We start from the raw sequence: 22,484 nt of genomic DNA, 5'->3' as shown, positions 1-22,484 counted from the left end.
TTTAAACTTACTTTTTATGAAGTGAAAATCCCATCGAAGCGGACCAGTATTCCCCGGGTTTTAAAATTATTAATCCTTCTTTATTGTTGAACGCATCTATGCTTGATGTCATAGGCTCTACTGCAATTGATCTTCTGTCAGGAGGAATATAAAGAACAAGATAGTTGTACTTATTTTCTCCAGCTTCATGCCAGATTTTAATTTTATGATCTGAATCATTCGGGACTATTTCAATAAAGTTTATTTTGTTCGACAGCGAAAAGCGGAATAAGTCATCAAGATTTTTATTCTTCAAATTAATTTTGTGATGTACTCTTCCGTTAATATTAATGACATTACCATTAGGAATATTATGATCATCAAGTTCTAATTTTTCTGCAGCGTTAAAAGTTAAATTATAATTATCAGCGGAATCACTCAGGCAATAGTATGGATGCCAGCCATCAGAAAAAAGCAATTCAGTTTCTGATGAATTAAAGATCTCCGTTGTTGTTTCAATTTCACATGATGTTTTTAATCTGTGTGTGATTTTCATATCAAAACAAAAAGGATAGCCCTCATATTTATTTTCCGGGGTAAAGCCGAATTTTATTTCAGCAAAATCATTAAAAATATTTTTAGAGATTACTTTGAATTGTAAATCATATAAAAAACCATGACAAGAATTTTCTTCTTCAACATAATTCACAGGCAGTTCATATACTTTATTATTGAACGAGTACCTTCCCTTTCTTATCCTGTTTGCAAAAGGAAATAACTTTGCATTATTAAACTTTTCATCGTTCGACTTCAGCTTTTTATTTTTTAATTCTTTAATAACTGGAATTAATTGTTCATTACTTTTCAAATATGCTGCGTTTAATCTTGCCCCAAGGTTTGGAAGAATATTTATGTACTCCCCGGTTAAATTATTTTTTATTTGTAACTCGTAGAACAAAGATTGTTGATTCTTTTCTACTATTTCAAAATTGGATTTCATTTATGTGATTTTAGTAAATAGATATTTTTAATTTTGATCGAATAGTTTTCCTGTTCGCCGTTTGTTCCGGGTAAAGGAATTACAATCTGAATTGATTCAGGTTTTAGATTTTCACTTTGTGTTGTTGGTTTTGAATCATACCAGTAAGGCAAGAATGTTGGATAAGGTCTTGGCAACAACGCGTATTTAAATTCTTCCGGCTTCTTCAGAGGAATTAGAACTTTTTGATATTTATTATTTAAAGCTATTTTTCTTTCAAACCCGTTAGTGTTGTTATAAATTATTCTCACTGATATTGTATCAGGACCATCAACAGATTTTTTGATTTCCAGTTCTAATTCATCGATACTATCGGGAGAATAATTCTTTAAATGCTCTCCGACATAAAACTGAATTGCAAGTTCTGGAAATTTCTCTCTGACCCTTCTGATATCTATGTTAAACTCTGATTCATTGTTATCATCAAAAGTATAATCCAAGCGATGATCAACATATCTCCAGATATTTGGCGAAATAATATTTTCGTTATCACTTGAAGGATCAAACAGTAGTACTTTGTTTGAAGCAGGAAAGATTGAAAGTTCATATGATTCTTTTGCGTCAAACGACCAATAGTCAGGTGAATGTTTTAGTTTCCCCGGGAAAGTGAGCACATCTTTACCATTGTTGACGCAAATAAAATATTGCAGCTTTCCGTTTGAAGATAATTCAGCAGGTAATTCAAATTCATAAACAAAATCATTTACTTTTTTCATATCAAATTTTTGATACCCGCGCCAGGTAGTTCTCTTTATATAAATGAAAGTTTGAACTTCTACAGGCGAATAGACTTCGACTGAAATTTTCTTCACTTCATTTTCATCAAAAGAAGAAGGCGAAATATTTTTTATTTCTGTTGAGTGAAAATCCTTTATGTACTCTCCATATTTTTTAATGAAATTGAAATCAGTATAGCTTTCATCTATATCATCCACAGATAATTTTTTATCATTCGTTATGAAATAAACTCCGGGCTCAATCATAACTGTCTGCTCGTTAGCCGAATAAGATTTATTTTCAATCGAATAAACTTTAAAGTCCGGGTTTAAATCAGGTAAAGATATTTTCATCTCATGTGATTTCCAGATTAGCTTTGCCGCAGGTTCATCAAGACCATTTCTGCCAAAAGGATCTCTTAACCAAATTGCATCCGGGTAAAGTTCAAGTTTCCACAAGCCATCTTTAATCTTATCTAAGAAATAAGTTCCTCTTCCATCATACTTTACTACTTTGGAATTTCCATAACCGGCAATATGTTTTAATTGTTGCACGTCAATTGGTTGTTCATTTGTCGAATTTGAATAATAAAGTTTATCACTTGTATTCAGGACACTCAGATCATTTTCATAATCAAAAAACACGTTTTCCATTTTTACTGATGTGTTATCAAATATCTTTTGGGCAAGTTTTCTCTGATTAAAAAGTTGACCCCCGATTAAAAAACTCAATGCTTTTTGCGGAGTATATAACAAGTTCAAATAGTGTGTTGAATATTCCGAATTATACTGTGCCAGCGGTGTTGGATCATAAGCAAACATTGTCGCCCATTGCATCCCGGCTTCTCTGAAACCGTGCGCCATCAAGGGGTACATATATGATCTGCCTATATCGGCGGCATCAAATTCATAAACCATTTTTGCTTTGTTATTTATTTTGTCAGTGTAATCTGGAATCGGGTAAGAAAAAACATTCGGGATATAATTTCCTTTAAGTTCACTATACTTTACTAACCCTGTTGGATACCATTGGAATGAAATGCCTTGTATGTTTGACGACGCGACTCCTATCCATTGCTCTTTGCCTGGATTTTCACTGATATTAAAAAAGATTGGCTTAGTTATTCCCTCATCTCTTAAAACTTTTACAGTTGCATTTACATAGTTCGAAACACTGTCTGAATCTTTAGGAAGGTTTGGTTCATTAAAAACCTCAAACGCGATTATATGTTTTTCATCTTTATAAGTTTTGCCAGTAAAAGAATTTTTGTGATTGACAAACTGTTTAAGATAATTGAAATGAGCTTTTAACACTTCCGGTTTAGTTGTCGATTCAATCTTAGAATAAAAACTTGAGAAGCCCGGAGTTTCAATATCCGGTTCAGGCCAGCCAGTGCCCCACCATGCAATCGGTGTAAGTATAATGTAAATGTCATTCTCAATTAACTTATAGATGAGATAATCAAGAAGTTCAATATGTTCATTGTTAAGTAAGTTGCCCTCTCTGTCCGATACTTCCCTGTCCCAAACGTGTATTCTGTATGCGTTCATTCCAAGTCTTTTAAACTGCTGAACGTCCATATCAATAATTTCTTTGTGCGATAAATTTTTATTCTTTATCGCCCTATATGAAAACGCGAATGGAGTTGAATAGTTCACACCAAAGAAAAATGCTTCTTCATTACCTGAACTCCATTTCATTCTTCCCTGTGAATCAACAAAAATTAAATCATCACCTGATTGTGAGAAGCCTGCAACGTTAATTAAAGCAACAACAAAAAATATTTTGATATAAAATTTCATTTGAGAAGAACAGTTTTAATTGATAAAGAATTTTTTTCAGTTATCAGTTTTACAAAATATACTCCCGATGGCAATTGAAGATTGTAAGAATCTTTTCCATTCCATTCAATCGAGTGTGAGCCTGCATTTATAATTTCATCAAGCAACACATTGATTTGTTCGCCTAAAGAATTGTAAACAATAATTTTTACATTCGATTGTTCAAACATTTCATAATCAATTATTGTAACAGGATTAAAAGGATTTGGGAAGTTTTGATGAAGTTTAAAATCAACAATATTATTTTCAATCTCTTCATTTAAAGTTGAAACGGTGTCATGAAATGCTGTAATAGAAGAAAGAACTGAATTACTAAAATTAAAGAGTGCTAAATTTTCCCATGGTGATCCAATCGGCTGAACAGAAATATATTCGGGCGCCCAATAAAAAATTCCGATGCCCCTGCTGTTCGGTACATTTTTGATGATCTGAATGATATCACGTAAATAATTAAACTGTCCTTGTACGGTGGCGGGATAACCTGAATGTAATTGGGAAGCAGTTCCAACAATATTATTAACATTATCAAAATACTGAAGCGTCCAAGGATACGCGGTTTCTGCCACAATTATTTTTTTGCCATACCTTGACGCAAGGTCGTTTAGGTTTTGAGATAGCTGAGTTAATGTTCCATGCCACCAGGGATAAAATGATTGTCCGATTATATCAAATGGGACCTGGTATGAATTCAGATTATCAAAGAACCACCTGCTGCCCGCATTATCTCCGCCTCTGTCAATGTGAATCATTATCGGGATTGTAGTATCAGGAACAGCATCTATTACAGCATTGCGCGCAGTCTTTAAAAGATTTGTAAACTGCTGCCACTGCTGGGTTGTGTTGAATGAACCGCCGACTCTTCCATCAGGCCATAGCATCCCAACAATAATTTCATTTCCGATCTGAACCATATCAGGCAATGCATCAATTGCATTGAATGCTTGAATCACATTAAATGTGTAAGCATAGACACTATCGACTAATTGCTGATAAGTTAATGACTGCCATGCGGCAGGTTTTGTCTGATGTTCAGGGTCAGCCCAGGTATCGGAATAGTGAAAATTAAGTAAAAATTTTGTGCCGCTTTGTTTTATTCTTAACGCGGTCTCAAGTGTGCTTGCAAGTCCGCAATACCCGTTTGCCGGAGTATGCCATAAACGCAGCCTGATATAATTAATTTCGTTGTCAGTAAATATTTCGAACGGATCAGTCTCAGTGCCATTAACATAATAATGTCCACCAAGATCTTCTATCTGCGGAATGAATGAAACATCAAATCCTTTTATGAACTCATCCTGCTGAGCGGATAAAAAATAATTCACAAAAAATATCAGCAAAATTATTTTCTTCATTTTACATTTCCTCTAATAACTTGCAGCATCTTTAATTCTATTCTATTTACTAACGATTGCATAACATAAAACAACTAAAAACATTTATTACTCTTCCGGTGTAATAATTATTGAATAATCATAACTGACAGGATACGTTCTGTATTTTGGTAATGTTGGAACGGGTGTATCACCTACTCCAGTAACTTTATTATCAATGTTTAGTGTAAGTGTTTCGCCGTTTATTAATTGAAACGGATATACCGTTCTATCAATATTGGAATAAGGAGTCACTGAAAAATTAAATTTCTCATCAGATGTTATTGTAAAATTCTTGCCGTTATTATTAATCAGTTTTAATTTTTTTACATCTGTACGGTTTCCATGATCTTCAGTTTTTACATAAGGGACATAAAATGAATCTACATTTAACTGATAGTTTCCTATCTTAGCTCCGGTTTTTCTGTCGGGATAAGTTTCAAAAGGACCTCTGCCGTACCACGAAACATCTTCAAATGATTTTGATAAATTGAATTTCATACCAACTCTAGGCAGCCATTCGTAATTAAAGTAACCGATGAAATCCACTTTCTGATTAATCCTTATTTGTCCTTCAGAATTAATTGTATAAGTAAACTGATTTAAGATATAGTCTTCATTTTCCGGCAATCTGTAGAACTGTTTTGAAATGCATTTGACGAAATTGTTTTCATCAACAAAAGAAAAATCTGTTGAATCAAGTGTTAACCTGTTCAAACCGCTTGAATACCAATCACTTGCTTCGGCTTGTCCCCAATCAACCCACTCATTTGAGATTGGTGCACGCCAGACATTTAATTCAGGACCATTAATTATTGTTCCTGAATTGTTGATGAAAGATAATCTGCCATCGGTTTTGCTAATAGATAAATTTACTTTACTTGTGGTGATACTAAGTTCATAACCTGATTCTTTAAAGGAAATTTTTTGTTTTGCTGCGTCATATTTTTCATCAATATAATTTGAAGCAAGAATAAACTGTTCAAAGTTAATTTCATGTCCTTTAGCAGCCCACGGGGCAGGGTGCTTTAGATTAGCAGTTAACTCAAGAATATATTCGCCATCGTCTGTTAGTTCCTTAATGTCAACCGGATTTTCAATCTCAGTTTTATCTAACGGTGGACAATCAACACTAAGAGAACCATTACGGATTAATTTTCCTTCTTTGTAAAGGAACCAGTTAAAAACAAATTCATTAAGATTTGTAAAACTATAGTGATTAATAATTCTGATTTTGTTATTCAGTTTTTCAAATTTGACCGGTGATTGACTTTTCTTCACCTGGTAAAGTTCAGGCTGCGGAGTTCTGTCATAAAACACAACCCCATTACAAACGAATGAACTTGCACCATAGTAAACAAAATCGCCTTGTGAAGTCGTCTCATCAAATGGAAGGTTCAGCAGAATTTTATCTTCAGAAGAAATCACCAGTTCATCGATAGCACAGTTTGACATCCAGCCAAGGTGCTGATCTGTATTACGAAAATAATCTCTGCCAACATTAACTGGATATTGAGTATATCTTATCTGATGTTCATAATTCTTTTTAACAGAGATATTGTCATCAATAAATAATCTCATCTCTTTTCCATCAAACACAGCCTTTACTTTATGCCAGATGTTAAGCCAATCAGAAGGTACGGCAACAGTTAATGAATTTTTATAACTATTAATGTAAAAAGAAATCGAATCAGGATGACGTTGTGTTACTCCGAATTGATTTGCACGAGTTACAATTGGATTTTCAATAAACCACTTGTCAGGTTTAATCCAGAACTCTATTGAAAGATTATTTTTTATTTCATCAAACACTGGATGATTATAAACTTCAATCCAGTCATCAAGTCCGCTTAGTTTTATTGTTTTTCCTTTTTTGCCTTCGATGAATAATGGATTACCAATTACTGCTGATGTTATTTTATTTGATGACTGATCCGGTGTAAGAATTAGATTTCTTTTTAATCCCTGGTCAACCCAGTCCCATATAAATCCTCCTTGAAGTTTTTCCATTGAATAAATCAGATCCCACAATTCATCAAACTGACCGAGACTGTTGCCCATCGCATGAGCATATTCACCCATTACAACGGGCTTGTCAGTTGTCAAGCCAATATGCATCAAGCGCGAAACAGTAGGATAGCGCGGACCAATAATATCAGCGTAAGGAGCTTCACCATCGGGGGTATTTGATTGATGCATTACAAACCTGGTTTTGTCATTTGCCCTTACATAATCATTCATCTTGTAATGAATTTCATCCAGACCACATTCGTTACCGGTACTCCACATAATCACTGACGGATGATTTTTATCTCTCTGAACCATACCGATAAACCTGTTCATAAAAGCTTTATGATAGAACTCAAGACTCGGGAACCAATACTCTTTGTAATGACATTCAGCATTCACTTCATCCTGAATAAGAATTCCGTACTCATCACACAGTTCGTACCATAACGGTGAATTCGGATAGTGGCTTGTGCGCACAGCATTGATATTGTTCTGCTTCATCAGGAAAATATCTTTAAGCATAATATCTTTTGTTATCGCACCGCTGTGTTCAGGATGATGTTCGTGACGATTAACACCTTTTATATAAATCGGTTTTCCATTTAAACACGCTCTTCCGTTTATGATTTCTAATTCTCTGAAACCGATTTTCTTTTTAACAACCTCAGTGGTTTCATTTTTTGAATTGAGCAGTTCAACTATCAAAGTATATAGATAAGGTTTTTCATCAGACCATTGATGCAGCTGTATAATCTCCTTTGTTATGGTTGATGATAGATTTTCAACTAAGGCTGATGTTTGAGCAATTTGTTTTTGTGATGAGTCGAGAAGTGTAAATTTAAAATTGTAATTCTCAGATAGTAATGATGATGAAGTAATACCAAGCTTCAAAGTGAGATTTGCATTTACATAATTTTCATCAAAGTCAGTAATGACGGTCAAATCAGAAATAGATACAACAGGTTTTGAGTAGAGGTAAACATCTCTGTAAATTCCTGAGTATCGCCACATATCCTGGTCTTCAAGATACGAACCATCGCACCAGCGGGTAATAAGTACTGTTATCTGATTATTTTTTTCGGTTACAAAATCAGTAATATCAAATTCTGCAGGAGTCATTCCGCCTTCATCGTAACCAATATATTTTCCGTTTACCCAAACAAAAGCATTTGATTTTACTCCATCAAAATGGAGAATGATATTTCTTCCGGACCATTCAGAATCCATATCGAAAGTTCTTCTGTAACAGCCTGTTGGATTTAATTCTTTGGGAACGAGCGGTGGATCATACGGTGCAAATTCCATTGGAACATTTCTGTACATTAAATGATCGTAACCTTCAGTCTGCCAAACTGCCGGAACTTTTATTTCATTCCAGTTCTTGTCATCATAATTTTGTTCGTAAAAATCATGAGGGAATGTATATGGTGTATATTGAAAATTGAACTTCCACTTACCGTTTAGGCTTTGATAAAATTCAGACTGACTTTCAGATGTTTTAAGAGATGATTCAACATCTTTAAATGGAATTAAAGTCGGCAGCAACGGAAGCTGGTTCTCTTCAAACATTTCCGCGTTTTGAATATAGTCATCAATATTAATTTGTCCGTATTGACAAATTCCTACTGAGGTAAGAAGCGAAATAAAAATTATTATACTTACAATTTTATTTATTCTCATTTGACTGATTTAATAAATAGTGAATCGAACTTAATTGACTAATAATTTCAGCACTCTTTTCAGGAGTTATATCTCTTTGCGGTTCAGCTAACATTTCGTATCCGACCATAAATTTTTTTATCGATGACGATCTTAGCAGAGGCGGATAAAAGTGCATATGAAAATGCCATTCGGGATGATCGATATTATCTGTTGGCGCTTGATGAATTCCGGATGAGTAAGGAAAAGATATGTTGAAGATGTTATCGTACTTAACTGTTATAACTTTTATTGCTTCGGCAAATTCTTCTGTTTCTTTATCAGTCAATTGAAGAATATTTTGAATTGATCTTTTAGGTATGATCATTGTTTCAAAAGGCCAGGTTGCCCAGAATGGAACAAGAACTATAAATCCATCATTCTCAAAAACTATTCTTTCATCTTTTTGTTTTTCGAGTTTCAGATAATCACTTAAAAGTGTTCTTCCGTTTTCTTTAAAATATTTTAATTGATTTGCTTGTTCTTTTGCCAGTTCGTTTGGGATGTTCTCTTGAGCCCATATCTGGCAGTGAGGATGCGGGTTACTGCAGCCCATTAACTCACCTTTGTTTTCAAATATCTGGACATAGTTTATCTCAGCTTTGTCACCGAGATTTTTATACTCACTCTGCCACGTTTTTATCACATCAACAATTTCATTCAATTGAAGTTCAGCAAGTGTGAGATTGTGCTTTGGTGTAAAACATACGACTCTGCAAATACCTTTTTCTGATTTGGCTTTTAATATTTGTGATTCATCAATTAACAATTCCGGTGTTTCAATTTTTAATGCGCTAAAATCATTAGTGAAAACAAAAGTTGGATTGTACTCAGGATTCACTTCATCATTGGCTCTCTTGTTTCCGGGGCACAAATAACAACCAACATCATAAGAAGGATTTTTTATTTGTGAATTTTGCTCAACCTTCCCTTGCCAGGGTCGGTTAGTGCGTCCGGGTGAAACTAAAATCCATTCACCAGTCAGCGGATTAAATCTTCTATGACTTTGTTCTGCGATCATATAATATTCTGTAACCGTTTGTGGGTTGGTATATAAAAATATTTCAAGTCGATTCCCTGATTATTAATTCAGTTTCAAGTTTGATATCTAAATCAGGGTGTGATGGTGTTTGTCCTTCTATTTCATCAATTAATATTTCTGCTGCTCTCTTTCCCATTTCAAAAGGATGCTGATCAACAGTTGTAAGAGTAGGACTTATCATTTCAGTAATCGGATTATTAGAAAAACCTGCGATGCCGATTTGTCCAGGAACATTTATTTGGGATTCCTTTAGCCGTTTAATTGCACCAACTGCAACAGGATCATTAACAGCGAATATTGCACAGTTAGTAATTCCATCTTTAATTAATTTATCGGCGTGACTATATCCGTCATTTTCATGCATACCACCTTCAAAAATAATCGGGTTGTAATTTACATTTAGATCATTGAGTGCTTTTTCATAACCCAATCTTCTGTTCTTACATATTTCCAGAGTTTGCGGTCCTGCAAAGTGAACTACTTTTCCATAACCCTTTTTGATTAGATACTCAACCACTTTATAAGAACTTTGCATATCATCAATTCTCACTCTTGGAGTATTTAGATCATCGCATACTCTGTCAAAAAAAACCATTTTAACACCGTTATCAATAAGTCTTTTAAAATGGTCGCTTTTAGTTGTTGTTTGTGAGACAGATGCAATAATTCCTGAAACTCTATGCAGGTACATTGAGTTTAAATTTATTATTTCCCGCTCCTGCTGCTCATTCGATTGAGCGATAACAATTGTATAACCTTTTTGATAAGCAACTTCTTCGATTCCACTTATAGCATTTGCAAAAAAGTCATGGCGTATTTCGGGAACTATCACTCCGATCTGATTTGAGCGGCTTGATTTTAAATTTCTTGCTATGATGTTCGGGTTATAGCCAAGTTCCCCTGCAACTTTATTAACTAAAACTTTTGTTTGTGAGTGAATATCGGGATGGTCATTCAATGCACGGGAAACAGTTGAAACTGAAAGATTAAGACGAGATGCAATATTTTTTATTGTTACTTGTTTCATTTCTTGCAAACGTTCCCGCAAACGATTGCAAAGCTAAAATAATTAAGATATAAAGTCAATAATCTTGGAATAAGGCTATTGGAAGAATAAAAGTAAGCGAATTATTAATGTGAGGGGGAATAAATAGACATTTTTGAAAGCAAAACCTGCTTCTCCAAATACACCACGGTACGATTTATTATACCGACTAAAAAATAAAACATTTGTGGAGGTGCGGGGAGTCAAAGGTTTACATCTAAGTCATTTTACTATAATGAGTTAAAAGTAAATGAGTGTTTCTTCACACATCATTCACACTAGTTTAAATGCAATAATTTCTGCTTAATTGAATTCTAAACTCCATTCTGAATTTTAATATTTCTAGCAATTAGATAGCTCAAATTGTCTTGCTCATGTAGATGATTATTTATAAACCATAAAAATGATGAAACAAAAAATAAATTGTTCTGTAATCATGTATTGATTGTTTTTATTAATTTACACCTACAATTCAAGATAACACATGAAAAAAATCATAAGTAGTATAATCGATGAGGAAGCTAGGAGGTTGACTATATCTACAGAATTATTCAGAAAGATAACTGATCGAGGTAGTGCGATCGCATTTAACAAGAATTTAGAAACCCTCGTTTCTGAATTTGATAAGGACTCTGTATCGACTGAATTTTTGAGATATATTATTTTAACCTGCGCGATGGGTGGTTCATTAGATCAGTCATTAAAAAATGAGGATTAGTTTAAGAGTAAATTCTATAAGAATAAGTCTTTCAATTTTTCTTTGTTAATTAATAGTGTCGCTGAACTCTCTTCAAAATGAACCTTACCAAGTTTCAAACCATAAGTACGATTTGATATAGACAACACTTCTTTTACCTTCTGTTCAACTATTAAAATTGAAAGATTAAAATTTTTATTTAGCTCAATAAATTTTTCAAATAAATCATCGATCAGGTTTGGTGCTAATCCTAATGAAGGTTCATCAAGTAATAAAATTTTGGGTTCCGGAATTAATGCTCTTGCAACTGCAAGCATTTGCTGTTCGCCCCCGCTTAACAAGCCAGCTTCTTGTTTTAATTTATCTTTAAGTTTCGGAAATATCTCCAGTATTTTCTCAATCCTGTCTTTGATTTCATTCTTCATAAGAATATAACCGCCAATTTCAAGGTTTTCTTTCACAGACAGGTCATTAAAAACCCTATTACCTTGCGGGCAAAAACTAATCCCCAATTTTAAATTTTCAGGTGGTTCATTTCCGTTAATCTTTGTTTCGTTTATAAATAATTCGCCTGACCAGCTTGGAATAAATCCACAAACCGTTTTTAGCAATGTGGATTTTCCTGAACCATTTGGACCAATAACTGATACAACTTCTCCAGGTTTCAGTTCAATTGAAACATCAAACAAAACCTGCTTCTTATCATAACCTGTATTTAGATTTTTTATCTGCAGCATGTTATTCAAGGTAAGCTTCAATTACTTTGGGATCATTTTTTACTTCTTCCGGTGTACCTTCACTGATTTTAACTCCCATATCCATAAAACAAACCCTGTCGCATAGTTCTGATATAAAATCCATATCGTGTTCGATTATTATGGCTGATTTATTTCTTTCCGGAAGTTCCGCTATAATCTTCAAAATCTTTTTTCTCATCTCAGGGTTTATGCCTGCAGCCGGTTCATCAAATAAAAGTAGTTTTGTATCAGCAGCCAAACAACAAATTATACTCAACAATTTTTGCTGACCATAGGATAGATCATTAGCAAGATCATTTGCTTTATCCTGAATCCCGGCATATTCAAGAAGTCGCATAGCATTTTCCTTATCTGCCTTTTCCACTTGCAGCCATTTTTTTTGCTTAAAGAAAATGTTAAATAACTTTTCTCCGTACTGATGATTAAAAGATAAAAGTATATTATCAAGAACTGAAATTTGTCTTATTAATCTTAGATTCTGGAACGTCCTTGTTATTCCTCTTGAGACTATTTGATAAGGACTTAAACCGGTTATGTTTGCATCTTCAAAAATGATTTCGCCTGAGTCGGGTTTTATAAAACCTGAAAGAACATTAAACAAAGTAGTTTTGCCCGCACCATTTGGACCAATTAATCCAAGTATTTCCTTTTCCTTAATTTCAAGCGCAAAACTGTTAAGAGCAGTAACTCCATCAAATTTTTTAGAGATGTTTGATACTTTAAGCATCTTCCGCCTTCTTACTTTTTACACCCGACCCCTGACCTTTATCAAAAGCGTATTCACCTAAAAAACCTTTTGGTCTCCACATCATCATAATTACTAACAATGCACCATAAAGTATTTGTCTTACATTAGCTGCAATTGAATTCGGTAGCCCGACGAACCGCAGTAATTCAGGCAATGCAACTAAAAATGCTGCACCAAGAAGTGAACCTTTTAGATTACCTGCGCCTCCAATAATAACAATTGAAATGATAAATATTGATTCTGTAACTGTAAAACTGGTTGGATCGATATAGGTTATGTATGTTGCATATATCACTCCTGCTGTAGATGCAAGTGCCGCGCTAACCATAAATATTTTTACTTTTGCTGATGCTACATTTCTTCCCACAGCTTGTGTGAATACTTCATCCTCGCGTATCGCTTTAAGTAATCTGCCAAACGGAGATTTTACAATTCTGTAAGCTGCTAAGTATGTTAACCCCGCAAGAATTGCAACGAGTATCAAGAATTCAGTATGAGTTGAAATCTCATATCCAAAAATAACTGGCTGAGGAATTCCGGGTAAGCCTAGCGGACCGCCCGTAAAATCAACAAGATTATTGAGTATGCTAAAAACAATTATTTGAAAAGCGAACGTAGCAATTACAAAATAGTCATCCCTTAAACGAAGTGAAGGAATGCCGACTAAAGCACCAAAAGCTCCGGCTGCAGTTATAGACAAAAACAGATTAAGCAGGAATGGTGTCTCTAATCTTAATGCCATCAAAGCAGTAACATAAGCGCCTACACCATAAAACGCAGCGTGAGCAATTGAAAGAATTCCGGTGTAACCTACTAATAAGTTTAGTGACACAGCAAGTATCGAATAAATAGCGATGAGAATCAGTATATGAAGTAAGTATTCCAGGAACTTATCTTCCCTTCTCTTCTCTGAAAAAGTAATTAAGAGTTTTAAAAGCCAATCCGTTCCTAAGCTTCATATTTGCTTATACCTTCATTTACTTTTAACACGTTGAGGAAAAAGCGATAGTAAATTTACAGTTGAATCTATTTTATTTATAAAATCATCTGTTGAATTTTGCCCAAAACTATTCTTGATAAAATGAACAATATGTGAGAGATCGGAATATGCTTCGGTGGTCCAGCGAATTTTATATTTCATTTTTGATCTGCGTTAGAACTTTACTGTGATCTAAAAGTTCGTTGCCTGATTCACTATGTTCAAATGCTTTAAGAATCAATTTTCTCTGTTGATCAGTCAGGTTCTGCCATAACTTATCTCCCGGTTCTTCATCTGAAAGTGAAAAGAGATTAAGAACAGCCTCAAGCAGATATTTATTTTCTGATTTATCCACCAGGTTATGTATCAGGTTTTTCAATTCGTTCATTGACATATACACCTCTAACTAAAAATTGTTTTCAAATTCCTGCAGAAACTTCCATATGCTTTTATACAATTATATACTTTTATATATAACGCTCAACTTGCTATTTGAACAATTTTTCAATCTTTAAATTTTGTAATTTTTTATTTTTTGTATTCCACCTGCCTGACCCATCACACATTCGCCTTTCGAATCTTCTTCCCCATAAAACCTTCAGGTTTGAAGAGAAGAAAGATGAGCAGAATTACAAACGCGCTCGCGTCCATCCATTGGGAGCTAATATACCACACTGCAAGGTTTTGTGCTGTTGTAAGAAGAAGCGAACCGAGAACAATTCCCCAAATACTGCCAACACCACCTACTATCATTGCAACGACTCCCATTAAAAGCATACTCATACCCATAGTTGGAGTCATATCGACATCCAGCGCAACAAGGATGCCTGCAATACCTGCAAGTGCAGAACCGATAGCAAATGAAATTAAAACTATCCTGTCGCTTTTAATACCAGAAAGTTTTGAAAGCTCGCTATCGCTTGCAACTGCACGCATTGCTTTACCTGTTTTAGTATAATGTAAGTACGCAGCACAACATACAACCAGCAACAAACTAGTAACGATGATAATTATTTGAACCGGCGTTACATAAGCTCCTGCAATCTCAATTCCCTCTTTTACCTCCCAGTTGCGTATTGATTTTGTATCATCCCCAAAGAAAAGTGAAATTAAGTTTTGCAATACAATGTAAATACCAAGTGAAGCAAGAAGCAAAATAATTGAAGATGATTTCTTTTTACGCAGTGGTTTATAAATAAACCATTCAGTCATACAACCAACCAAACAAGCAGATATTATTGCAGTAGGAATTGCAACGAAAAAAGACCAGCCTAATATTTGAATAAATAAAAAAGTGAAGTAAGCACTGGATGTGAAGATTACAGCGTGGGCAAAGTGAAAGAATTTTGTATTTTCATAAATTATATTGAAACTCAAAGAAAATAAAATGTAGATAAAAGTTAAAAACAATATATTTATGATAATTTGAGTGTACACAATTTAGTTTTTCCAGAAAGTTTTTGCGGTTGCTTTCATCTCCTCTTCAGAACAATTATATACTTCGAATATTGTCTTTTTTATTGTATTTAATGATGTAAATATTTCTTTAACTTCATTTATTTTTTCAATTTGATCTTGACCCATCCAACCTTCAACTTTAGTAATAGTTCTAGTTTTCATATTTACTTCACTTGTGATTGCTATTTCATCATCAATTAATCCGACATCTTGAATTAATTTTTCTTTAAATTCATCAGGTATATCATTTTCACATATCAGAAAAACTTTGACCCCAATAGTTAGGTTTGTAGCTAAGATATCTTTGTACTCATTTTCTTTGCCAGAAATTAGAAAAAAATATCTCCTTATTTCTTTACCGCTTTTTATTAATCCCTGATTGTATTGTAAATAGTCTTCAGATTTCGGTTGCTGCCAAAAACTTTTTGGGTTTACTATGCTAGTAGCTAATATCTTTGTATTACAATGACTAAAAATATTTTTTACAAATTCGTGGTACTTAAAGGGAATATATTCATAAATGTGTCCTTGACTTAGATCATTGAGATCTGTTTCATATTTTTTATGGAGAAGTTTTGAGAAAGAAAATAAAACAAGAGACTTTGAATTTACTTCTAGTCTAGTTAAATAAATTTGAGGGAATATTATTTGTGGGAATTGTGTTTTGAGTTTATCTAATGATATATCAATTTCTTTTTTTACTTCATTAAAAGATTCTACAATTTTATCAAACCTAAAAATGATAAAAAATAAATTTGTTATTTGAGAAACTATTGGGATTACAATTAAACTAAAAATTACTAAAAACAATTCTTTGCCTACTATATTGGGATTATTCAATATTCTAAAAAAACCAAATCCTATAGAAAGAATTGATACTAATAAAAGTGCAAAAAAACGATATAACAATATTTTTTTCTTCATAGTTATTTTTTTAACATAAAGTACTTATAAAGTTTAAGTTTATCCTCTAATTCAACCTCCTCAATATCTTTAAAACTTAATCCTCTCCTATTCCGGTCTAAAATAAAAGGGTATTGTTTTATTACATATTGTTTGAATTCAAAGGGCATTTCTTGTTTTTTTTTGTTTTTATATTTGGCAAAACAGACATTTCTTTTTATATAATGCTTAGATCCAATTGTATAAATAAAGGAAAAGTAAGTTAATTTATTTGTTTTATAACCTTTCGGTTCAAATCTTTTAATATCACTAAAATATTTCTGCCAGTCTTTGTAGATATCAATTAGCAATAATCCGCTACTATTTAGTAAGGTATACAACTTATTAAGTATTTTTTTTTGGTACAGAAGAGGATAATGAATAAGTGTATTACCTAAACATACAATTACATCAAATTTATCTCCATTGTATTCAATGATATCTTCTTTTTTATATCTAATCTTGGATTCTTTTTTTGTTAATATAATTGCATTAGCTATGCTTTTTTTACTGATATCCAATCCTGTCAGCACTAGATTATTATTTAATTTTTCTAATTCCCTTAAAAAATATCCGCTGCCACATCCTACATCCAATATTTTTTGGTTATTATTGATTATTTTTTTTTGGGACAATGATTTTATAAGTCCAGCTTCAATTTTTTCATAATTTGGATAGATAATATCATATAACGGTCCAATATTATCATAAAATGAATTTACGCTCTGAATTATTGTTTTATATGCAATCATAAATAACTTTTTACAAGAACTTTGAACTCACCATTTTGAACTTTTTTTATCATTACTGGTTTTTGAACATCACCGTTACTATCAAAAGTTGTTAATCCACTAACTCCTGGGTAATTTTTTATTTTATACAACTCATTCTTTATTATTTCTGAAGAATACCCATAGTTTTTTATTACATATGCAATTATTTTTAAGGCGTCATAACTCTGAGCAGCAAAAACTTCAGGTTCAGTATTATACTTTAAATTATATTTTTTTCTGAAATCAACAACTAAAGAATCATTATTATTTATATCAAAACCCGGAGTAGTAAATAATGAGCCTTCAGCTGCATTTCCTGCAATTTTGAATAACTCAGATGATTGAAAAGTTACACAACTTAAAAATTGGGGTGTATATCCCAGTTCTTTAGATTGTCTGATAAAATGAGCACACTCTTGAGCATGCGAAGGGATATATACTGCCTTAATATTAGCAGATTTTAATTTTTGAATAATTGTTCTAAATTCTCGTTGTCCTTCATTAATTTGGTCAGAGTATACAACTTCACCACCTTCACTTATAAAATTATTTGTAAATACTTCCCTAAGACCTAAACCATAATCATTATTTAATGCAACGATCGCCACTTTTTTAATATTCAATGCGTTATATGCAAATCTAGCCATCGCTTCACCTTCTAAATTGTCTGATGGCCAATTCCTAAAAATATAATCTCCAGCGGATGAAATTTTAGGATTTGAGGAGCAAGGAGAAAATAGCACCACCTTGTTTTTTTCGGCTAAGGGAGTAATTGAGAGTGTACTTGAACTAGTTAATCCTGCAATGATTATAGGATATGCAAACTCACTCATCATCTTATTAAAAGCAGTCACGGCTTCTTTAGGAGTTGATTTATCATCTTCATATACTATCTCAATTTTTTCAAAATTTATATCTTCCTTCCTGTTTATTTCATCCTTAGCTAATTCAAGTCCATTTTTTACCCAGGCACCATATTCTGCGGCATCCCCCGATAAAAAAACGATTGCCCCTATTTTTATTTTATTATCCTCTTTCCCTCCACAAGACATAAGCAAGATAAAAACAAGACCGATAAACAAAAGATTTTTTACTTTCATTTTAATTTTCCTCCAATTCCTTTTTTAATTGTTCAATCGAATTCCATTCAATGCATCCAACAGGTAAATCTTTAGAATCTGAAATAAGAACACTCAATAATTTTTCGATATTGCTAAAAACTTCAGAGCTTTCTTTTAGTTGCAACAATGCGTTGTAGGGTTTTTCGTTATCGACTTTTACTCCAAGAAATGCAAACTCAAAGTTTGGGACTGAGGCAAAAAGTCGTACTTTGAAATTGCTTTGCTTATTTTTAATCTCTTTCATTATATCATTGTTTTTAGTCCATGCACCGTTAACAATTGTCTTACCATTCCTTATCGCTGTAGGGATATCGCTATCATGTAATACTGAGAAGTTTGAACCGAAATGATTTAGGATTTTTACCAGCGAAACAATTGTTGCCTTCCCTCTAGCCCTTATGATATGTACATTTTTATATGATTCTGGTTTATGGGCAATAACGAATTTTAAAGCAGTGTATTCAGTATCACCCTCAACGATTATTGTTTTACCACCAAAGAAAAACTCAGCTACATAAGGATCAAAAATATTTAGTAGTTTAAGATTTTCTCTATCGTCTTTTGTTAAGTTCACTGTACTAGGTCTATATACTGTTGTTCCTTGAACATCACCTCTGTCATCTTTATAGACCCTTATGATTGTTGTATTATCTCTTGATATGTCAATAAATGCCGGTGAATGTGTTGTTACCATAACCTGCCATCTTCCAGATTTGGGGAGATTATATAATACATTGCAAGCATCTCTGATTGCATTTGGATGTAAACATATTTCCGGTTCATCTAATAAAAGAACATTTGGTCGAACTGTAACAGTTTCATCGGTTTTACTTGAAGTCTTTTGGTTTTCTGTAATAATTCTAAGAGCTGTCCATAAAAGTGTTCTTCTAACTCCACTTCCTTGTCTATCAATTGTACTTAGATATCCGTCTTTAGGTCCCATTAACAAAAGCGGGTTAGCTTTAAATAGTGAAATTGCTTTATCAAGATTATCTTCGGGTTTTGCATCGAACTTTATAGTATGGTTTGAGAATACCTGACTTATCGAAGAAGATAATTCATCTTCAACCTTTTTAATTTCAGCTTGTGAATCATTTACAACCTTTTTTTGAAATTCCTTAACATTTTCAAGGATCGAATCATAGGTGGATTTTTCTTTATCGTCACCTTTTATACTCTTTATCCTATCAATTAAAATTTTTATTAAAAGGTCTGTGATAGCTTTGGATTGTTCTTCTGGTGGATCAAATGCGTTTACTCGGTGCGGTTCAGGTCTTCGTGATTTTGCGATATTTGGTGCGCCCCAAGGAACTTTATCGTCCCAATCATTTTTTTCTACATTAAAACCTTGTCTTACTGGTTGCCCTTCTTTTTTCCATATCCATCTTTCTCTAACAAGTTTTTCTTTTGACTGTGTTATAAATATCCATTGCTCACCAGGGCTATTATCATAAACTATAGTCTGTAATTCTATTTCGGGATATCGTCCATCTTCAATTTTACCATTAGGAAAATCTTCTGTTGACATAGCACATTTATTTGAACCATGATTCATCACTAATTCATAGGCTTTTAGAATAGAACTTTTCCCTACGTTATTAGGTCCAACAAGTACTACTATATCGTCTAATTCTATTTCTACAGGTTTCTGCCCGATACTTCTAAAGTTTTTTATAATCAATTTATTAAGTCTAGGCTTGGTAACTGCAGTATCATTAGAAACTAATGTTGATTCAATTTCAGGCAGAGTTTGCTTTTTTAATTTTCCCATCCAAAAAACTTTCCAATAAATTATTAATACTCTATCCATTTCGATTACAGATGTGTATCTGTATTCAAAAACTATTTGAGTCTGTAAAAAGTAAAAGAGTGAAATTGTATTAAACTGTAAATGCGTCAAAACCCTTCGCCCTATAATTCTGAATATGAATTAAGTTAGAAAGTAAGAATTAGTGATTTTGTTATTTGTTGACTATCAACCCCTGTTCATAATATATCCGCAGCAGTACCTGGTAGGAAATCAGCTTTCGTAACTCCGTTTTTTCCACCCTCATCAAAGTCATCATTCAAAAGCCATTTGCAACTTCTAAAGGAATAGAATAAAAATCAAGCAATACGGAAAAATAATTCTATTATCTCTTTTAATGGAAAATTGACAATACATATCAGTTCAGAATTTTATTTATAACACTGACGTAGTAACTGTGATTCGCCGTAAAATTTTATCTAGACACACATTTTATTTCAATAAAAAAATGGAGCTATGCCATTTTTTACCTGCTGCAACATTTCTTTACACTTTTGGATCCCGATCAAATTTGATATTAGTTTCTTAATACATAAAATGTAATTTTAATCTTGACCCATCCAATAGTTTTTTTTATGTTGGCACTCCATTGTGAATGACATATTCCAATGGTAGATAAATACATAGTGGGTTCCATTAACGAGCAGAGTCTTGGGATGCAATTTCTTGGCAATGGGTTTACAGTTCGAAAAGAGTTCCATTCATTTTTCTTATCTAGCACATCGATTTTATCTGTCCTTAAAATAAAATTCAATTACTACGCTGTACATAATTTATTAATAAAATATTTATGCAAATTATTTTATTCTAAAATTGTGTTTTCAATTTTGAACCAAAGCAAAATTTAAAAATGGAGATGAACAAAAAATTTAACAATTAACACGGAGCAGGCATTATGGTACAAGGGAATCTTATTAAAATTATCGTTGCGGAGAACCAGAGATTAGTTAAGGAAGGTATTATTCAGCTTTTGAATTCAATACCTCACCTCATTGTAATTGATGAAGCTGAAGATGGGGCAGAGACTTTATCCAAGTGTAAAAAAAATCCGCCAGATATTGTGTTATTAGATATGTGTATTTCCAATCCGGAAATATTGCCGACAGTTGAGGCAATCGAGGAACTGAATTCAAAAATTAAAATAATTCTTATGTCACTAAGTGAAGATCAGGAAATTTGTAGGACAAGACTATGGGATCTGACTAAGGGTGTGATAAGCAAAAATATATGCCCTAATGAATTAAACCTGGCAATAAAAAGTGTGATGCTTGGTGATGTCTTCCTATTCCGTTTTTCACAAAAACCATTTAAACCTGAAACGGTAACAAAACAAAAACTGATTGAATTAGAGGGTTTAACGAAAAGAGAAAATGAAATTTTATATTGCCTGGCAAAAGGATTTACTTCTAAAGAAATTGCTGAAAAGCTGTATGTCTCAACCCGTACAGTGGAAACTCATAGGAGTAAGATTATTCAAAAATACAATTTACATAGCTCCACTGAATTAGTTCATTTTGCTCACGAAGTCTTGAGTAAAAATGAAGAAGAACATAAGCTTGTTTAATGGGCTTGAATGCAGAAAAGCTAATCTTATAATGTTTATTTTTATTACGTTTTGTGCTTGTATAAAACTCTACAATTTCTTTATGTGGTATTTTATTGAACACACTACACCAGTTAATTAATGTTTATGAAATCACCGTTGGAATGTTAGTTATTTGGTGGGTTTAAGGAATCTATAGTTCTACTAATTTGAGTAAAGCATTAAAAATTGCAAATTACAACTTAGTTTGTTCAGCTATTATATGAGACAAAAAGATACTTCACCACAAAGAGTTAAAGATAGTGCCACCTGCCAAGTTCGCTGTCGTAATATCTTGCACCAAAGTAATCAGAGTTGGTTTCTGTGTCGCGTTCCTTTTCGGTGTGAACCTGCCTTGCCGGCAGGCAGGCTTGTATTTGTCATTAATGTTGACAATCAACTACATAACTCCTAAGAATCTTTTACAAGGTTAAGTAGTAATAATGCATAATGAATTAGATTAACATAAAATTAATTGTTAAAATATAAAAAGTAAAAAGATTACAAAAAGCAATCTAAGCTGAGGCATTGTTTACTTTCAGTTAAATAATTGACATCCGATATTTTTTCGAATTGAAAATGAAAAAGTAGTTAGTTTAAATAAATGCTTAATCTTGAGCATTTAGATTCATTAAGCCTACAAAATTTTCATTGTCAAATTATTATTTTTGTATAAAAATAAAATAACCAACTATAAAAATAAAAATTTCAATGTAGCCTAATATCATATGAACGAGCCAATAACTCCAGCCGTTTCCCATAAAGTATTCTTTAGTTGGGAATCTCAAATTTAAAAGTATTCTAAATTTAAAAACAACAAATTCATTTTTTAATAATTTAAGTGCTTTTAATCTCAAAGCTAAATTAATCAACCCAGC

General features: G+C 32.9%; 18 protein-coding genes. 2 read left to right on the top strand and 16 right to left on the bottom strand.

What is annotated here, in order from left to right:
* Positions 1-7: 7 nt before the first annotated feature.
* The 6 genes from IPM56_03300 to IPM56_03275 all read right to left on the bottom strand — a co-directional run bounded on the left by IPM56_03300 (position 8) and on the right by IPM56_03275 (position 10,723).
* Positions 8-979, bottom strand: a complete 972-nt coding sequence (locus IPM56_03300; protein QQS36995.1) for an aldose 1-epimerase — start codon at positions 977-979, stop codon at positions 8-10.
* Positions 976-3,537, bottom strand: coding sequence for a cellulase family glycosylhydrolase (locus IPM56_03295; GenBank protein QQS36994.1), 2,562 nt, complete (start codon positions 3,535-3,537; stop codon positions 976-978). Before IPM56_03295 ends, IPM56_03300 begins: the two co-directional genes overlap by 4 nt.
* Positions 3,534-4,928, bottom strand: a complete 1,395-nt coding sequence (locus tag IPM56_03290; protein QQS36993.1) for a glycosyl hydrolase 53 family protein — start codon at positions 4,926-4,928, stop codon at positions 3,534-3,536. Before IPM56_03290 ends, IPM56_03295 begins: the two co-directional genes overlap by 4 nt.
* A gap of 87 nt (positions 4,929-5,015) precedes the next feature.
* Positions 5,016-8,636, bottom strand: coding sequence for a DUF4981 domain-containing protein (locus tag IPM56_03285; protein QQS36992.1), 3,621 nt, complete (start codon positions 8,634-8,636; stop codon positions 5,016-5,018).
* Positions 8,623-9,675: a UDP-glucose--hexose-1-phosphate uridylyltransferase gene (locus IPM56_03280; protein ID QQS36991.1), complete on the bottom strand. Its 1,053-nt coding sequence runs from the start codon at positions 9,673-9,675 to the stop codon at positions 8,623-8,625. Before IPM56_03280 ends, IPM56_03285 begins: the two co-directional genes overlap by 14 nt.
* 43 nt (positions 9,676-9,718) lie before the next feature.
* Positions 9,719-10,723: a LacI family DNA-binding transcriptional regulator gene (locus IPM56_03275; GenBank protein ID QQS36990.1), complete on the bottom strand. Its 1,005-nt coding sequence runs from the start codon at positions 10,721-10,723 to the stop codon at positions 9,719-9,721.
* Positions 10,724-11,225: 502 nt separating this feature from the next.
* Between IPM56_03275 and IPM56_03270 the strand changes: the two genes are divergently transcribed.
* Positions 11,226-11,459 carry a hypothetical protein gene (locus IPM56_03270; protein ID QQS36989.1) on the top strand — a complete coding sequence of 78 codons (234 nt, stop codon included), beginning with the start codon at positions 11,226-11,228 and terminating at the stop codon, positions 11,457-11,459.
* Positions 11,460-11,473: 14 nt separating this feature from the next.
* Here the strand turns inward: IPM56_03270 and IPM56_03265 are convergent, their stop codons facing one another.
* The 10 genes from IPM56_03265 to IPM56_03220 all read right to left on the bottom strand — a co-directional run bounded on the left by IPM56_03265 (position 11,474) and on the right by IPM56_03220 (position 19,988).
* Positions 11,474-12,175 (bottom strand): ABC transporter ATP-binding protein, encoded by a 702-nt coding sequence (locus IPM56_03265; protein QQS36988.1) that lies wholly within the window; start codon positions 12,173-12,175, stop codon positions 11,474-11,476.
* 1 nt (position 12,176) lies between these two features.
* A complete protein-coding gene (locus tag IPM56_03260; protein ID QQS36987.1) occupies positions 12,177-12,923 on the bottom strand; it encodes an ABC transporter ATP-binding protein in 747 nt (248 codons plus the stop codon).
* The gene (locus IPM56_03255) at positions 12,916-13,830 is read right to left on the bottom strand and encodes a branched-chain amino acid ABC transporter permease (GenBank protein QQS38214.1); all 915 of its coding nucleotides are present in this window, start codon (positions 13,828-13,830) and stop codon (positions 12,916-12,918) included. Before IPM56_03255 ends, IPM56_03260 begins: the two co-directional genes overlap by 8 nt.
* 87 nt (positions 13,831-13,917) lie before the next feature.
* Positions 13,918-14,085: a type II toxin-antitoxin system RelE/ParE family toxin gene (locus tag IPM56_03250; protein ID QQS36986.1), complete on the bottom strand. Its 168-nt coding sequence runs from the start codon at positions 14,083-14,085 to the stop codon at positions 13,918-13,920.
* Complete coding sequence (locus tag IPM56_03245; protein QQS36985.1) at positions 14,075-14,311, bottom strand: hypothetical protein; 237 nt, start codon at positions 14,309-14,311, stop codon at positions 14,075-14,077. Before IPM56_03245 ends, IPM56_03250 begins: the two co-directional genes overlap by 11 nt.
* Positions 14,312-14,481: 170 nt before the next feature.
* Positions 14,482-15,360, bottom strand: coding sequence for a branched-chain amino acid ABC transporter permease (locus IPM56_03240; protein QQS36984.1), 879 nt, complete (start codon positions 15,358-15,360; stop codon positions 14,482-14,484).
* 3 nt (positions 15,361-15,363) lie between these two features.
* Positions 15,364-16,305 carry a hypothetical protein gene (locus IPM56_03235; protein QQS36983.1) on the bottom strand — a complete coding sequence of 314 codons (942 nt, stop codon included), beginning with the start codon at positions 16,303-16,305 and terminating at the stop codon, positions 15,364-15,366.
* 2 nt (positions 16,306-16,307) lie between these two features.
* Positions 16,308-17,075, bottom strand: coding sequence for a class I SAM-dependent methyltransferase (locus tag IPM56_03230; protein QQS36982.1), 768 nt, complete (start codon positions 17,073-17,075; stop codon positions 16,308-16,310).
* Positions 17,072-18,196, bottom strand: a complete 1,125-nt coding sequence (locus IPM56_03225; GenBank protein ID QQS36981.1) for an ABC transporter substrate-binding protein — start codon at positions 18,194-18,196, stop codon at positions 17,072-17,074. Before IPM56_03225 ends, IPM56_03230 begins: the two co-directional genes overlap by 4 nt.
* A 1-nt stretch (position 18,197) precedes the next feature.
* Positions 18,198-19,988 (bottom strand): AAA family ATPase, encoded by a 1,791-nt coding sequence (locus tag IPM56_03220; GenBank protein QQS38213.1) that lies wholly within the window; start codon positions 19,986-19,988, stop codon positions 18,198-18,200.
* A gap of 931 nt (positions 19,989-20,919) precedes the next feature.
* Between IPM56_03220 and IPM56_03215 the strand changes: the two genes are divergently transcribed.
* Positions 20,920-21,588, top strand: a complete 669-nt coding sequence (locus IPM56_03215; GenBank protein ID QQS36980.1) for a response regulator transcription factor — start codon at positions 20,920-20,922, stop codon at positions 21,586-21,588.
* The last annotated feature ends 896 nt before the right edge of the window (positions 21,589-22,484 follow it).

It is taken from the genome of Ignavibacteriales bacterium (genome assembly GCA_016700155.1).
In the GTDB taxonomy this organism is placed as follows: domain Bacteria; phylum Bacteroidota; class Ignavibacteria; order Ignavibacteriales; family Ignavibacteriaceae.
This window is presented reverse-complemented; position numbering and strand designations above follow the sequence as displayed.